The 15,064-nt window shown below is 63.7% G+C and carries 11 protein-coding genes; all 11 read right to left on the reverse strand.

Annotation, left to right across the window (positions count from 1 at the left end; translation table 11 throughout):
* A partial coding sequence (locus K7H91_RS04545; RefSeq protein ID WP_230719026.1) for an Ig-like domain-containing protein occupies positions 1-1,847 on the reverse strand: 1,847 nt, incomplete at its 3' end.
* A gap of 606 nt (positions 1,848-2,453) precedes the next feature.
* Complete coding sequence (locus K7H91_RS04550; RefSeq protein ID WP_230719027.1) at positions 2,454-3,203, reverse strand: M48 family metalloprotease; 750 nt, start codon at positions 3,201-3,203, stop codon at positions 2,454-2,456.
* A gap of 174 nt (positions 3,204-3,377) precedes the next feature.
* The gene (gene trpA, locus K7H91_RS04555) at positions 3,378-4,211 is read right to left on the reverse strand and encodes a tryptophan synthase subunit alpha (RefSeq protein ID WP_230719028.1); all 834 of its coding nucleotides are present in this window, start codon (positions 4,209-4,211) and stop codon (positions 3,378-3,380) included.
* A gap of 1 nt (position 4,212) precedes the next feature.
* Entirely contained in the window at positions 4,213-5,400 is a 1,188-nt protein-coding gene (trpB, locus tag K7H91_RS04560) for a tryptophan synthase subunit beta (RefSeq protein WP_230719029.1), read from the reverse strand.
* 1 nt (position 5,401) lies between these two features.
* Positions 5,402-6,334 (reverse strand): ABC transporter permease, encoded by a 933-nt coding sequence (locus K7H91_RS04565; protein WP_230719030.1) that lies wholly within the window; start codon positions 6,332-6,334, stop codon positions 5,402-5,404.
* Complete coding sequence (locus K7H91_RS04570) at positions 6,331-7,845, reverse strand: sugar ABC transporter ATP-binding protein (RefSeq protein ID WP_230719031.1); 1,515 nt, start codon at positions 7,843-7,845, stop codon at positions 6,331-6,333. Before K7H91_RS04570 ends, K7H91_RS04565 begins: the two co-directional genes overlap by 4 nt.
* Before the next feature lie 69 nt (positions 7,846-7,914).
* Positions 7,915-8,832 carry a sugar ABC transporter substrate-binding protein gene (locus K7H91_RS04575; protein ID WP_230719032.1) on the reverse strand — a complete coding sequence of 306 codons (918 nt, stop codon included), beginning with the start codon at positions 8,830-8,832 and terminating at the stop codon, positions 7,915-7,917.
* A 42-nt stretch (positions 8,833-8,874) separates the two neighbouring features.
* Entirely contained in the window at positions 8,875-10,350 is a 1,476-nt protein-coding gene (locus K7H91_RS04580; protein ID WP_230719033.1) for a xylulokinase, read from the reverse strand.
* Complete coding sequence (locus K7H91_RS04585; protein WP_230719034.1) at positions 10,343-11,122, reverse strand: tryptophan synthase subunit alpha; 780 nt, start codon at positions 11,120-11,122, stop codon at positions 10,343-10,345. The genes K7H91_RS04580 and K7H91_RS04585 overlap by 8 nt, the downstream gene beginning before the upstream one ends.
* A gap of 402 nt (positions 11,123-11,524) precedes the next feature.
* Positions 11,525-13,132 carry an APC family permease gene (locus K7H91_RS04590; RefSeq protein ID WP_230719035.1) on the reverse strand — a complete coding sequence of 536 codons (1,608 nt, stop codon included), beginning with the start codon at positions 13,130-13,132 and terminating at the stop codon, positions 11,525-11,527.
* Positions 13,133-13,347: 215 nt separating this feature from the next.
* The gene (locus tag K7H91_RS04595) at positions 13,348-14,964 is read right to left on the reverse strand and encodes an FMN-binding glutamate synthase family protein (RefSeq protein WP_230719036.1); all 1,617 of its coding nucleotides are present in this window, start codon (positions 14,962-14,964) and stop codon (positions 13,348-13,350) included.
* Positions 14,965-15,064 lie beyond the last annotated feature (100 nt).

The raw sequence follows: 15,064 nt of genomic DNA on the forward strand, positions 1-15,064 counted from the left end.
CCGGGCGTGCCGGGGTTGCCGGCAAGGTCGGTATAGGAGCCATTGCCGACGGAGACCGTGACATCGCCGGTGGCTTCCGGGGTGACCGTCGCCGTCCAGGTGGTGTCGTTGACCTTGGTCAGGTTCGACAGCGTGCCATTGCCAACGCTGACATCGCTGCCATCGAAGCCGGTTACGGGCTCGGAGAAGGTGAAGGTCACATTGCCGGTCTGGCCGTTGTTTTCGATATCAACCACGACCGAGGGGCCGTCGACGTCGAAGGTCTCCGTGTCGGTGCCTTCGGAGCCAACATTACCGGCCGTGTCGGTGTAGGAACCGTCGGTGACGGTGGCCGTGACTTCGCCATTGCCGGTCGGGGTGATCGTCGCCGTCCAGACCTGGTTTCCGTCGGCATCTTCCGACCAGGTGCCGTTCGTGCCGAGATCGGCGTTCTCCAGATCGAGGTCGGCTGCGGGATCGAAGCTGTTACGATCGGTATCCGGCGAGAAGGTCAGCACCAGCGTGCCGTCCTGACCGTTATCGGTGATCTCGACGCCGACCGTCGGTGCGGTGCGGTCGAAGGGCTCACTGTCGGAGCCGGGCGTGCCCGGATTGCCGGCAAGGTCGGTATAGGAACCATCGCCGACCGAAACAGTGACATCGCCGGTTACTTCCGGGGTGACCGTGGCGGTCCAGGTGGTGTCGTTGACCTTGGTGAGGTTCGAGAGCGTGCCGTTGCCAACGCTGACATCGCCAGCCTCGAAACCGGTAACCGGCTCGGAGAAGGTGAAGGTCACATTGCCGGTCTGGCCGTTGTTCTCGATATCAACCACCACGGACGGGCCGTCGACGTCGAAGGTCTCGGTGTCGACGCCTTCGGAGCCTTCATTGCCGGCCGTGTCGGTGTAGGAGCCATCGGTGACGGTGGCGGTCACTTCGCCATTGCCGGTGGGCGTGATCGTGGCGGTCCAAATCTGATTGCCGTCGGCATCTTCCGACCACGTACCGCCGGCCGGATCGAGGTGGGCGTTTTCCAGCACCAGATCGGTGGTCGGATCGAAGCTTGCGCGATCCGTATCCGGCGAGAAGGTCAGAACCAGTTCACCATTGTGGCCGTTATCGGCTATGTTAACGCTAACATCGGGCTCAGTAAGATCGAGCGTGGCTGTTTCCGTATCCGTCACCGGATTGCCGTCTTCGCCCGGAACCGGATTTCCATCCGGGTCAGTCACAGTACCGACGATCTCAACATCGCCCTCGGCAATGCCGTCGCGCGGTATGTCGTAGCTCCAGCTACCATCCTCGCCGACGGGGATCGGCTCCGACTTCACGATGTTGCCGTCGCCGTCCGGATAAGAGACCACCACGTACTCACCGGTGCTGTTGCCGGTGACTCGCACCTGGCCGGCTTCTGGGTCATCAACGACGTCTTCCACATCAACAGCCGGAAAGACTGGAGCTGCGTCATCGTCACCGCCGCCGCCAGCGAAGGCAAGGCCGCCGGCTGAGGCGGCGCCAAGGCCGCCAAGCGCGCCCCAGGGAAAGGCGCCGACGCTGTCCGCGCCGATTTCGGCAAAGGCGAAGTCGCTCCACGGACCCGAGGCATACTGGCCCCACCAGGCGATGCCGTCATCGTCGACCAGAACCAGTTCGTTGCGCTCATCGCCGAATTCGACGAAGAAATCGCCGATGGTGATCGTCTTGCCGTCGGCGGTCGCGATCATCAGATCGTCGCCGCTCTGTTCGAAGGAAGTGACGCTTTCCGGGGCGAGCGGCAGCTTTACGACAGAGGCTTCGTCAAGCCGCAGACCCTGGGTGGACTGACGATGCTGTGATCCGTCGTCCTTGTCGACAATGATTGCGTCCATGATGCTTTTCCTCGAAGTTCGGTCAAAATGATAGCGCAACCACATCTCTCGGATGTAATAACGCAGCTCTTTTGGCGCACATATTGAAATTGTTATGGAGACCCATGTGGCGACTTATGCCTTGCCACGTTAGCGGGGGTGACTATCTCAACTTCGCGCGTCGTGCAAGTGGCATAGTGACACTTTTATGAACCGGAGCTGAATTTTTGGGCTCCAATAAGCCGATGCTTTTCAATGACAAATTGGCTTGCGCGCAATCTTTCTCCATTAAAAGCCTTTGGAATCAGCAGTTTTTGTCATTTGATTAAAACAGACTATATGAAAGTACATGGAAGAAATTTAATGTTCGTCCAACTGAAAAAAATTGTTAAGAAGACAAAGGAATAGTCCTTGCTGCGGGTCGCCAGCCCCAAAAAATCGTCCACACGTAGACTAAACCTATAATTGCGTCATAAAACCGAGGACATTTCCGGCTCTTCGCACGGTCAGAGTCTGTCCGTGCGGCGAAAGGCAGCGACCGCCAGGCGAGATGAGCCTGCAGCGGTTGTGTCACAACCGTCACCAAACCGGCACTGATGATCGACAGCGGTTCGAACAAGCCAACGCCTACAGTTCCGCCGCGAGCTTTTCGGCGCGGGCGATGCGGATGTCGGAGGCCGGATGGAAATTGGTATAGCCAGATCGGCCAGCCGCCTTATCATCAGCCTGCATGATTTTCAGGAAACGCGCGACAGCGGCGGGGTCGTATCCCGCCTTCGCCAGCAAGCGGATCGCCATGGCATCGGCCTCCAGTTCCTGTTGGCGCGAAAGCTCGGCAACGCGCGCTCTCCTTTCAGCCAGAAGCGCCTTCACTTTTTCGCTGTCGGGAAGCAGCTCGGCGATCTGGTCGCTCGAAACAGCCGCCTGCGTGCCGGCACTGGAGCGCGCCGCAGCATGGCCGGAAAGCTTGTGGGCAATTTCATGGGCGATAACGGCGGCCACTTCCGAGTCATCGTCGGTCAGTTGCAATAGTTGCCGCGTCAGATAGATATCGCCGTCCGGCCCGAGAGCGGCATTGGCAGTGGAGGCGTTCACAACCCGAATTGAAATCGGCGCTGTGCCGGCAGCAGCAGTCAGCTTTTCGCTGATCGCATCCACATCGCCCGATGCCTGCGCGTCTTTGAGCGCCCCGCCGGGCTTCGCCGCCGGATTGCTGCGAATTGTCTCCTCACGGCTTTGAGGTTGCCTCTCGGAAAGGGGTGAACCGATATTTTCGGATTGACATCCAGTCAGGCCCGCCAGAACCGCCAGAACCGGAATCCAGAGCCGCGCTCGGTGACTGCTGGTTGCCTGCAAAAGCCAACCAACGCTCGGCATATCATGTATTCCCGTCATTCCGATAAACGTTCTCCACAAAAAGCACGTGCCGAATTTGCACAGCATCAGTGTCGCATATATCGGAGGTTTCTTCGCAGTTTATTGACGCCAACACCTGCTTTTTTTGCTGCACAATCACCTGTCATGTCCGGAAATTCTTTCCAGCACGCCGACTCAGATCGCGGCCCGGAAGGCCGCCAATTTCTCGGCAACCCGGCTCTGAAATTCCGGATCGGCCAGCGGGATTTCCTGTTCCAGCGCCAGGAACGCGTCGATCAGCGCCGTGGCGACGATGACGCCGTCGGCCACGCTTGCGACACCCGCGGCCATTTCCGGCGTCTTGACGCCGAAGCCGACCATGACGGGGAGCCGGACCTGCCGGCGGCAGCGTTCCACCGCTTCGGCAATCGCGTCCTGCGAGGCCGATGGGCCGCCGGTGGGGCCGACCACCGGTATGCAGTAGAGAAAACCGCCAAGCCCCGGCTGGTCCGCGGCAAAATCCTTGGCCTCCAGCGTTGGCGCCGCCAGCGGGATCATGTAGAGCCCGTGGCGGGCGAGCGCCTTCAACAGATCGCCCGCCTCGCGCAGCGGCAGGTCGGCGGCGATGATGCCGTCGATCCCGGCCTCGGCTGCCTTTTCAGCGAACCGCTCGTAGCCGAGCGCGATGATCGGGTTGGCATAGCCCATCAGCACCAGCGGTGTTGTGTCGTCCTCTTTGCGGAAAGCGGTGCAAAGCTCAAAGGTCTTTGAAAGATTGCCGCCGGCCGCCATCGCGCGCCGGTTCGCCTTCTGGATCGTCGCGCCATCGAGGATCGGGTCGGAAAACGGATAGCCGATCTCGATCAGGTCGATGCCGGCCTCCACGAATGTCTTCAGCCGGGCGAGGCTTTCCTCGAAGGTGGGGTCGCCGCCGACCGTGAAGGTCGCGAATGCCGTTCGCTTTTCCTTTCTAAGGCGGGCGAACATGGCGTCGATGCGGTTTTCGCGTTTGTCGGTCTTGCGCGCCATATCAGTCATCCTGCCAGAGAAAATCGATGTCCTTGTCGCCCGAAGACGGCGCCATCACCACGACCGTCTCATGCGGCTCCATGGTCCGCGCCACATGCTCTGCAGCGGCGAGCGCGTGTCCCGCCTCCAGGCAGAGCAACACGCCCTCGGTCTCGGCGAGACGGCGCACGGCGGCGCGGGCCTCGCTATCCGTCACCGAAACGGTCTCGACCCGGCGGCGATGGACGAGATCGGCAAGCTGCGGCGCGGAACCCGGATAGGCAAGCCCCGGCGCGATCGAGGCGGCCGGCAATATCTGCCCTTCCGCGTCGGACAGAACCAGGGTCTCCGCCCCGTGGAAGATGCCGCGCTGGCCGTGCGACAGCCTCGCGGCGTGGAGCGCACCCGGCTCTCCGGTGCCCGCCGCTTCCACCGCGACCAGCCGGATGGAGAGGTCATCGACGAAGGACGAGAACAGGCCGATGGTGGAGGAGCCGCCGCCGACGGCGGAAAACACCGCTGCCGGGAAGATGCCGCCCTCGATGAGTTGGAGCCGGGTTTCCTTGCCGATGACCGACTGGAAGGCCGCGACCATCTCGGGATAAGGATGCGGGCCGATCGGCGCGCCGGCGAGATAGGCATCGGTGTCGGAATGGCCCATCCAATGACGGATCGCGGCGCTGGTGGCCGCACTCAGCGCCCGGTCGGCATCGTCGACGATCTCGAGCTTCGCCCCGAACAGGCGCATTTTCTTCACCGCCGCGGCCTGCTGCGCGGCATCGCGCGTGCCCATATAGATGGTGCAGCCCATGCCGAAACGCGCGGCGGTGGCCGCTGCGGCGATGCCGTTCTGACCCGAACCGGTGTCGGTGACGACGGCGGAAAGCCCCATGCGGCGCGCCAAAAGGCACTGGCCGACCGCCGAATTGGCGTAATTGCCGCCATTGAAGGTCAGGTCGTCGCGCTTGAGCACGATTCGCGCGCCACCGGCGCGCGACGGAAAGGCCGGGATATCGAACAGCGGCGTCGGGCGGCCGACGAAGCGGTTGAGAAGGAAGGTCAGTTCCGTATGGAAGGCCGGATCCGCCCACGCCTCGCGAAACGCCGCCTCCAGCCTGTCGAGCACCGGAAGCAGGACGGGCGCGACGAACTGGCCGCCGAACGTGCCGTAGCGGCCCGGCCGCGCCTCCCGCTTTTGCATGCGCGCCATGTCAGCCTCTTTCCTTACCCGCGCGGCGCACGAGCACGGCGGCGAGAATGATGGTTCCGGTGATGATATCCTGCAGGAAGGTGGAGACCCCGAGAATGGTGAGCCCGTTGCCGATGACGGCGATGATCGCCGCCCCCACCAGCGTGCCCGGAACATTGGCCTCGCCCTCGCGAAACGCGGTCATGCCGAGGAACACCGCCGCATAGGCCGAGAGCAGATAGCCGCCGCCGCCCGTCGGCCCCGCGGAGCCGATGCGCGCGGTGAGCAGAATGCCGACCAGCGCGGAGAACACGGCAGACACAATGAAGGCGAACATGGTGTTGGAGACAATCCGCACGCCCGCAAGCCTTGCTGCCTCGCGATTGCCGCCGATCGCATAAAGCCGCCGCCCGATCTCGAACTTGTCGAGGATCAGCCAGGCGAGGATCGCGATACCGATCAGCCACCAGGTCAGCGTCGGCAGGCCAAGGGTGCGGCCGCGGCCGATATCGCGGAAGGCAGCGGGTATGTCGCCGAACAGCGTCGCGCCCTCGCTGAGCCAGAAGGTGATGCCGCCAACGATCGTGCCGACCGCAAGCGTGGCGATGAAGGACAGCACCTCGAAGCGGGCGACCACGAAGCCGGAGACCATGCCGAACACGGAGGCCGCCGCCAGCACGATGACGCAGGCAAGCGGCGCCGGCACGCCGGCCTTGAACAGCACCACCACAAAAATCCCGCCAAAGGACACGATCGAGGCGGTCGAAAGGTCGAACTCGCCGACCGCCATGACCACGGTCGCGCCGATCGCGACAATGGCGAGCAGGGTCATCTGCTGGGTGATGTTGATCAGGTTGTTCGCCGAACCGAAGGCGTTCGGAGACGCGATCGAGAAGGCGATAATGATGACGACAAGCGCGGCAAGCGTGCCGTAACGTCTGACAAGGCCGGTCATGCAGCGGGGTCTTTCCGTGATTGATGTTGAAAGGCGGCGTCGATAATGCGCTCGGGCGTGAGCGTCTCGCCGGCAAGTTCCGCGGTCACCTCGCCCCCGGCCATCACGAGAACGCGGGCGGACAGCGCCAGCAACTCGTCCATGTCCGAGGTCGTCATCAGCACCGCCGCGCCCTCATCGGCGAAACGGCGCGCGACCGCGTGGATTTCCGCCTTGGCGCCGACATCGACGCCGCGCGTCGGCTCGTCCAGGATAAGGAGCCGGATCGGCCGCCCGAACCAGCGGCCGAAGAGAAGCTTCTGCTGATTGCCGCCCGACAGTGTCAGCGGCTTGGCGAAGGGCGATCCCATCTTGACCGACAGCGCCTCGCGCACCTCCTGCGTGCGGCGCTTCAGCGCGGCAACGCTGGTCCAGGGCAGGCCGGATGACGCCCGCACCGAGGCCAGATTGGCGATAGCGAGGTTTTCGGCAATCGTGCGGCTCACGATCAGCCCCTCATGGCGGCGATCCTCCGGCACATAGGCCCCGCCGCGCTTGATCCGGTCGTCGATCCGGCCGGGACGCAACGGTTTGTCCTCAAGGCTGATTGCGCCCACGCCGTGCGAAGTCGCGCCCCAGATGATCTTCATCAGCGAAGACCGGCCCGCGCCGATAAGCCCGTAAAGGCCGAGAATTTCGCCGGCCCGGATGTCGAAGGAAACCCGTGAGCCGTGGTCGCCGAAAGGCAGATCGCGGACCTTCAGCACGGTCGGCGCGTCGACCGTCATCGGCCCCGGCGTCAAACGCACCTCTTCGCGTCCGGACATCAGGCGCACGAGACCGGCGCGGTCGATATCGCCGATGGCCCCTGCCCCGGCGGTCGCCCCGTTTCTGAGCACCGTGAACCGGTCGCAGATTTCCATCACCTCATCCAGCCGGTGCGAGATGAAGATGACGGCGACGCCGCGTTCGGCAAGTCGCGCCACAGCCCGGTAAAGCCTGCGCGCCTCGCCATCGGACAGCGAGGCCGTGGGCTCGTCCATCACGACCAGCCGCGCCGGTTCGCCGATCAGCGCGCGGATGATCTCGACAAGCTGTTTCTGGCCGGTCGTCAGCCGCGCCGCGGGCACGTCAAGCGGCAGGTCGGGCGCGATATCGCGCGCGGTCTCGGCGATCTCGGCGGCCATTTGCCGGCGGTCGATGAACAAGCCGCGTTTCGGGTAGCGCCGGCCGACGAACGCATTTTCCACCGCGGTGAAATGCGGCACCAGGCTCAATTCCTGATGGATGAAGCGAAAGCCGAGGGCCTCGGCATGGCGCACGTTCTCGATCTCGACCGGCTTGCCATCGATGCGAATCTCGCCCGCATCCGGGGCGATCAGGCCGGAAAGCGTCTTGATCAGCGTCGACTTTCCGGCGCCGTTTTCGCCCAGAAGCCCGTGCACGGAGCCGGCCTCGACCGCAAGGTCGGCGCCGGCCAGCGCGCGCGCGCCGCTGAAGCGCTTTTCAAGCCCCTTGATGCTCAGCAACATGTTGATTGTCCCGCGAAAGGTGAAAGGCGGAGCCGCGGCTATCGGCGGCTCCGGTTTCGAAACGGCCCGTCAGGGGCAGGTCACGCCAAGCGATTCCGGCGTGATCATCACCGCCGGCACGTAGATTTCATCGCTTTCGGCAGCGCCGCCGGCGAGGATTTTCTCGAGCTCTTCAGCGCCAACCGCCGCCATGCCGGGGAAGTCCTGGCGGAAGGTGGCCTTAAAATGGGTGCAGGACTTGATCATGTCGACCGCCTGTTCGTTGCCATCGATGCCCATGATGATCAGCTTGGACTCCGGCAGTTCCGATTCCGTCGCCAGTTCCGCGCCGATGCCCGGATCGTCGAAAGCGGCCCAGACGCCGTCGATCTGGTCGCCATATTGCCGCAGGATGTTTTCCATGGCGATGCGGCCGTCATCGACCGGGCCCGGCACCTTGACGAAGTGATCGGCGATCACCTTGATATCCGGATATGCCTTCAGCGTCTCATCCAGTCCGAGTTCGCGCTGATGCACGCCCGGATGGGCGGAGTGATAGAACTTGACGATATTGCCCTTGCCGTCCAGCGCCTTGAACAGCGCTTCGGAAAGCTGGGTTCCGAGCTCGAAATTGTTGGAGGTCACGTTGACATCGACATTGTCGTGCTTCGAGCCGTCAAGCGAGATCACCGGAATGCCGGCCTCGGCAGCCATCGCGACCTGGTCGCCGACCTGGGCGGGATCCGTCGAGATCAGCACGATGGCATCAGCCTTGGCGTTGACCGTGTCTTCCATGCGCGAGGCGAGCTGGCCGAAATCGTTGCGGGTGTCGATGATGGTGACATCCCAGCCGCGCTTCTCGCCTTCCGCCTTGAAGCTCTGCGCCATCTCGTTGGTCGGGATCGAGCTGATATAGGGGGTGAGAATGGTGACGTCCGTCGCGAACGCGGCGGTCGTGCTGGCAAGTGACAGCGCGAAGGCTGCAAGTGTGGACTTGATCATTTTCATTCTACTGTTCCTCTTCCTTGTTTGATTTTCATGCGTGACCCGTTAGCGGAGCGGGTCGCCCATATCGATGATTCCGATGGGTTTGAGTGCGTCGATGGCCTTGGTATAGGCCTCGAACATGCGATCATAACGGCGCGCGCGCTTCGGGTCCGGTTCGAAGATGGTCTGGACCGATGTCATCGCCGGCACCGCCTCGGCAATGGTCGGAAACGCGCCGACGCCGACGGCGGCCATGATGCCCGCGCCAAGACAGCCGACGTCATTATAGGAGAAGCGGTGGAGGGCCACGCCGAGACAATCGGCGCGGATCTGGCTCCATAGATCCGACCGCGCCCCGCCGCCGCCGTAAAGCAGCCAGTCGGGGCGGTAACCCGCAGCCTCGGTCAGCGCATTGAACAATTGCCGGGCCGAGAGCGCCACGCCCTCCAGCACCGCCAGCGCGAATTCCGGCCCGCTGGTCCGGCTGTCGAGACCGATGAAGGAGCCGCGGATATCGGCATCCCACAACGGCGCGCGCTCGCCTTCCAGATGCGGCAGGAACAGGATCGGCCGGCCATCGCGATCGGCCTTTCCGGCCAATTCGGCGACGTCTCCGGGCTCGATGCCGACCGTGCGGCTCCACCAGCGGAGCGAATCCGCGCCGCTCTGGGTCGGGCCGGCATTGACGACAAGATCGTCGACCGTTGCGAAGGTGACGATGCCCGGCGCGCCGACGCGTTTTGAGCCGGCAAGCGCCAGAATTTCGCTGGTGCCGCTGACATACATGCCCTGGCCTGCGCGAAACACGCCGCAGCCGAACAGATTGCCCCAGGCATCCATGGTGCCGACAATCACCGGCGCGCGGCGGGCATGGCTGCCAAGCCGCATCTCGCCGGCGATATCGGTGAAGAAGCCGAGCGGCGGCAGGCGTTCGGCGGCGCCCTCGACGCGGGCGATCAGCGGATCGATATAGGTGAGGTCGAGACCGACATGGCCGAAGGAGGCGATCGGATCGGCAACCGCCTTCCCGGTCAGCCGCAGCAGGCAGTAATCCTTGGGCGACAGCACATAGCGGGTTTTCTCCCAGAGATCGGGATGATGTTTTTGAAACCACATCATCTTGGGAAGTGCGTGGCTCGCGCCGATCGGCATTTCCGCGCCCCACCAGGCCTTCTTGTCCTCTGCCGAAATCGTCCGGTCCAGCGCCTCGGCCTCGCGCGCGGCGCGCACGTCCTGCCAGACAATTGCCGGCGCCAGCGGTTCACCGGCCGCGTCCACGAACACATCGGTATTGACCTGGCTGCAAAGCCCGACGGCAACCACCCGGTCTGGATCACGGCCAACGAGAAGCCCGTCAATCGCATCGCGCACGCCATCGAGCCAGTGTTGCGGGTCCTGCTCGACGATGCCAGGGCCGGGCCGTTCCGTCGGATAGTTCCGGCTCCAGTGATCGACGACCGCGCCGCCGAGCGTGAACAGTCCCGCCTTGACGGCGGTCGAGCCGATATCGAAGCCGATCACATAGGCATCGTCACGCATTGAGGCCGCTCCTCAGATCACGCAACAGCGCTCTGAGCGCATCGCCGCCGGCAAGCGCCGCGCGCAGCACCTGCGACCCGACGATCACGCCATCCGCGCCGAGCTCCATTGCCTGGCGCGCCTGCGCGCCGCCGGAAATGCCGAAACCGAGAAGGATCGGCCGCGTCGCGCCCGCCGCGCGCAATTGCGCGATGCGGTCCGCATTGCCGGGATCGAGCGTCTCGCGGGGCCCGGTCGCGCCCGCATGGGCCTGCAACATGATGTAGAAGCCGGCCTCACGCGCGCGCTCAATGGCCTTTTCGTCCAGCGGCAGCGAGACAAAAGGCGACAGGGCAACGCCGTTATCGGTAGCTGCCCGCTCCAGCCGCATGGCCAGCGGATCGTCGGCCCTTGCCACCACCAGAAGACTGTCGAGGCCGCGCCATAGGTCCGTCTCATGAAGCCCGGGATGGGCCGGATCGGCATAGGTCATCAGCAGCGCGCGCGGCGGGTTTTGGAATTTCGCCAGCCGCTCCAGCACAGCATCGAGGTCCGTCCGCCAGCGGCCGCGATCGGCGCGCAGCATCGACTGGCGCACATCCGGACCGTCGAGGAACGGATCGGGCGAGGCCATGCCGATCTCGATCACGTCAACGCCCTCGCCGGCATAGATGTCCAGAAGGTCCGGGGAGACCTGCCGATCCCCCAGCGGAAAATAGCAGCTCAAAAGCGGCCTTTCCGGCAAGGCGCGACCGCGCGCCCTGGTTGCCTCGATCTCTGTTCCGGCATTCATCGCCAATCTGCCTTCCTGCGCATTTTCCGATCTCGCGTCATTGCCGGGGAAGATGCGGCAATGTCATGCGATTGTCATCCCGCGCACGGGGTTTCAGCCGCACCAGAAGGTGATTTATGCAGGATGTGGATAAGGCGGGTCGCCGCTGAGCCAAGCGGCAGCGGCCGTCAGTGCCTGCTCTTTCGGTCAGACGAGCGCAAGATGCCGAAGAATGCGCGGAATGCATATTCCGCTCTTGCGAAAGGAACGCAATCAGTCCTTCTTCGCAGAGGCGGCTTTGTCGGTGAGGCTTGAATCCCCGCCTTCACCGGAAAACTGATTTCCGCAAAAGCCGCATCCGATAAAGGCCGGCAACCCTAGTTTTCCGGCCTTCGGCGCGTTCCTGCCATAAACAAAGCCGCACTACTCCCGCGTCATCGCGTCCTCGATGTCGTCGCCGTCATATTCCTGGCGTTCAATCTCGTGCTGTTCGTGGCGGAAGCGGTCGAAGACCTCCTGGGAGACGCGGCCGCGGACGGCCATCAGGAAGATCACAACGGCAAACAGGCCGACAAGAACGGAATCGAGCGGGTGCGGAATGACGCCGAGGCCGCCGCCATAGCCGCCGAGATAGGAGATGACGGCGATGCCGGCCATGTAGACGCCGAACCAGACCGCGCTCTTCGGCTCCAGATCCTCCCGGCCGATCACCGCGAAGCGCATCAGGAACAGCAGCGCGCCGACGGCCAATAGTGCCAGCAGAAGCCAGATCGTGCTCCAGCCGGACCAGAAGATCATCAGGCTCGCGATCACGAAGGCGACGGCGCCGATGAAGCCTGCGGCGGGCACCACGAAGGGACGGTGCGCATTGGGCGCGAGATAGCGGAAGGCCACCATGGAAACCGGGCCGGCGATGAACGACAGCACGACCGCCGCGCTGTTCAGCGCCAGGATCTGCTGGAACGGCAGCACGATCAGCATGAACAGCGCCACAACATAGTTCAGGATCAACGCCCAGAGCGGCACGCCAAATTCATTGAGCTTGGCGAACAGGCGCGGGAACACGCCATTGTTCGACATCGCCAGCGCCAGACGCGCATTGGAACTGACCGAGACGAGGCCGCTGCCGGCGGGCGAGATCACGGCGGCGACGTTCAGCATGCTGAGCAGCCACAAGACGCCGATCGAGGTTGCCAGCGCGCCAAGCGGACCGAGTTCATGGGTCGCCTCGATGGTCTGCCAGCCGCCCGCAAGCGATGCCGGGTCTATGGCGCCGACGAAGGCGATCTGCAGGCCGACATAGATCGCAAGGCAGATCAGCACCGACAGGATCAACGCCAGCGGAATGACCCGCTGGGTGTTGCGCACCTCGCCCGCAAGGTCGATCGCATGGCGGAAGCCGATGAAGGCGAACACGACCCCGCCGGTGGAGACGGCGGCGAAAATGCCGGGAACGCCGAACGGCGCGAAGCCGCCGGCGGATGTGAAATTCGAGGACTCGAACCGGGACGCGACGATGACCACGATGAACACCACCGGCACGAACAGCTTGAACCATGTCATCGCCGTGTTGATGCGGGCGAACCAGGCCACGCCGAAGACGTTGACGACCGTCAGCACCGCGAGGAACACGGCGGCGGCGAGATAGCCGGAGACGGTCAGCCCGCCGGCGCTGTTGGTCAACCACGGCAGATAGGATGAGGCATAGCCGAGCGAGGCCTTCACCTCGATCGGCGCGGTGGTGCAGTAGCCGACCCAGGCGCTCCAGCCCATGGCAAGCGCCAGCAGCCGGCCGTGGGAGAATTGCGGGATGCGGGCGATGCCGCCGGCAATCGGAAACAGGGTGGAGTTTTCCGCATAGGTGAGCGCGATCAGCAGCATCGCCACCGCGCCAATCAGCCAGGCTATGATGGAGGCGGGCCCCGCAAGCTGCGCCGTATCAAGCGGAGCAAACAGCCAGCCGGAACCCAGTACACCGCCGACCGCGACAAATGTCAGTCCGATCAGCCCGATTTCGCGTCGCATTGCCATAGAAAATCCCCCTTAGCTCAATGCGCTTCAACGAGTGCAGCCGACCACCCCTGCTGGCTTACTACAGCGAATATGCAATTTTCGGCTTCAATTATTTGAACGGGCGCGAAACCGAGTCAATCGGTTTCGCGCCCTGCGTTCAAATTCATCGGCATTGCGTCCAAATTGCAACCGGGGCCTATCGACTACCGGCGCTGCCGAAGGGCCCGTCAAGTCTAGCTGGCGCTGGCGCGCATCCGCACCAGATCGGCCGTGGGGCGGAAACTGTCCGGGCTCGCCGCCCGCCACCAGTCGGCGTAGAGCGTGGAATCGGGATCGTCCACCAGCACGCCTTCCGGCAGGAAGGTATGCAGCTTGTCCAGCGGCACGGCGTCATGCGAGCCGAGACGGTGTATGATGTGATGCGGCTGCAGGTCCTGCGGATGGGCATAGCCGCAGGCGGCAACGATTTCCGACAGCGCCTCGACGGTCTTCTTGTGGAACCGGGCGGCATTGGCGCCCTGCTCTTCCGGCACAAGCGCGCGCTGGCGCCATTTGTCCTGGGTGGTGACGCCGGTGGGACAGGTGCCGGTGTGACAGCGCTGCGCCTGAATACAGCCGACCGACATCATGAAGGCGCGGGCCGCATTGCACCAGTCGGCGCCGAGCGCGAGGTTGTGCGCAAGCCCCATGCCGGAAAACACCTTGCCGCTGGCAGCAAGACGGACATGCTTCTTTACGCCCGCGCCGACAAGCGCGTTGCGCATGATGATCAGCCCGTCCCAGAGCGGCATGCCGACCCAGTCGGCAAGCTCCAGCGGGGCAGCGCCCGTGCCGCCCTCGGCGCCGTCGATCACGATGAAATCGGGATAGATGCCGGTCGAAAGCATGGCCTTCACCAGCGCAAAGGGCTCATGCGGCTGGCCGACGCAGAACTTGATGCCGACGGGCTTGCCGCCGGAAAGATCACGCATTTTGGCCGCGAATTCCAGCATCTCCACCGGCGTCGAAAATGCCGAATGACCGCGCGGCGACAGACAGTTCTGGTAGACCGGTACGCCGCGCACCTCGGCGATCTCGGGCGTCACCTTGGAGCCGAGCAGCATGCCGCCATGGCCGGGCTTGGCGCCCTGGCTGACCTTGATCTCGGTCATCTTGACGGCGTCATTGGCGGCCTTGTCGCGAAACTTCTCGGGATCGAAATGGCCATCCTTGTCGCGCGCGCCGAAATAGCCGGAGCCGATTTCCCAGACCACATCGCCGCCATGTTCGAGATGGTAGCGGCTGAGCCCGCCCTCGCCGGTGTCCTGGTAGAACCCGCCGGTCTTCGCGCCGATATTCATCGCGCGCACGGCATTGGCGGAAAGCGCGCCGAAGCTCATCGCCGAGATGTTGAGGATCGACGCCTCATAAGGCTTGGACGACTGCTCGTTGCCGACCGTGACGCGCGGCGAGCGATCCGGATCGGTATGCGGCGCCATCGAATGGGAGATCCAGTGGTGCGGATCCTCGTAGACCTCGAGTTCCGTACCGAAGGGCACCGTGTCGGAAAGGCCGTGCGCCCGGGTGCGGATCAGTTGCCGCGCGGCATAGGAATAGGGTGTGCCGTGGGTGTCGTCCTCCACCGCATAGGCGCGGATGAAAGGCCGCAGCGACAATGCGATCCAGCGGATACGGCCGGCAACGGGATAGTTGCGGGTAATGGTCCAGGACGACTGGAACCAGTCATAAAAGGCGATCGCCAGCAACGGAATCGTGATCAGCAGGATCCAGAACCAGCCCGTGGCAATCGCAATGACGGTGAAAAAGGCGGCGACGATCGGCACGATGCACCGCATGAGCATATCCAGCATGCAACCTCCCCTTGTAGTAAGCCAGCGTTATCAGACTCTGTACGCTTTTGCCACCGGAACCGAAAGACATTATGACGGCAAATCCGGCGAGAACGACACT

The organism is Martelella mediterranea (assembly GCF_021021415.1).
Lineage (GTDB): Bacteria > Pseudomonadota > Alphaproteobacteria > Rhizobiales > Rhizobiaceae > Martelella > Martelella mediterranea_C.

Excerpts from the sequence above, each read along its gene's own strand:
- K7H91_RS04565 (WP_230719030.1), bottom strand. The coding sequence starts at position 6,334 with ATGACCGGCCTTGTCAGACGTTACGGCACGCTTGCCGCGCTTGTCGTC.
- K7H91_RS04590 (WP_230719035.1), bottom strand. The coding sequence starts at position 13,132 with ATGGCAATGCGACGCGAAATCGGGCTGATCGGACTGACATTTGTCGCG.
- trpB (WP_230719029.1), bottom strand. The coding sequence starts at position 5,400 with ATGGCGCGCATGCAAAAGCGGGAGGCGCGGCCGGGCCGCTACGGCACG.
- K7H91_RS04570 (WP_230719031.1), bottom strand. The coding sequence starts at position 7,845 with ATGTTGCTGAGCATCAAGGGGCTTGAAAAGCGCTTCAGCGGCGCGCGC.
- K7H91_RS04595 (WP_230719036.1), bottom strand. The coding sequence starts at position 14,964 with ATGCTGGATATGCTCATGCGGTGCATCGTGCCGATCGTCGCCGCCTTT.
- K7H91_RS04575 (WP_230719032.1), bottom strand. The coding sequence starts at position 8,832 with ATGAAAATGATCAAGTCCACACTTGCAGCCTTCGCGCTGTCACTTGCC.
- trpA (WP_230719028.1), bottom strand. The coding sequence starts at position 4,211 with ATGGCGCGCAAGACCGACAAACGCGAAAACCGCATCGACGCCATGTTC.
- K7H91_RS04550 (WP_230719027.1), bottom strand. The coding sequence starts at position 3,203 with ATGCCGAGCGTTGGTTGGCTTTTGCAGGCAACCAGCAGTCACCGAGCG.
- K7H91_RS04580 (WP_230719033.1), bottom strand. The coding sequence starts at position 10,350 with ATGCGTGACGATGCCTATGTGATCGGCTTCGATATCGGCTCGACCGCC.
- K7H91_RS04585 (WP_230719034.1), bottom strand. The coding sequence starts at position 11,122 with ATGAATGCCGGAACAGAGATCGAGGCAACCAGGGCGCGCGGTCGCGCC.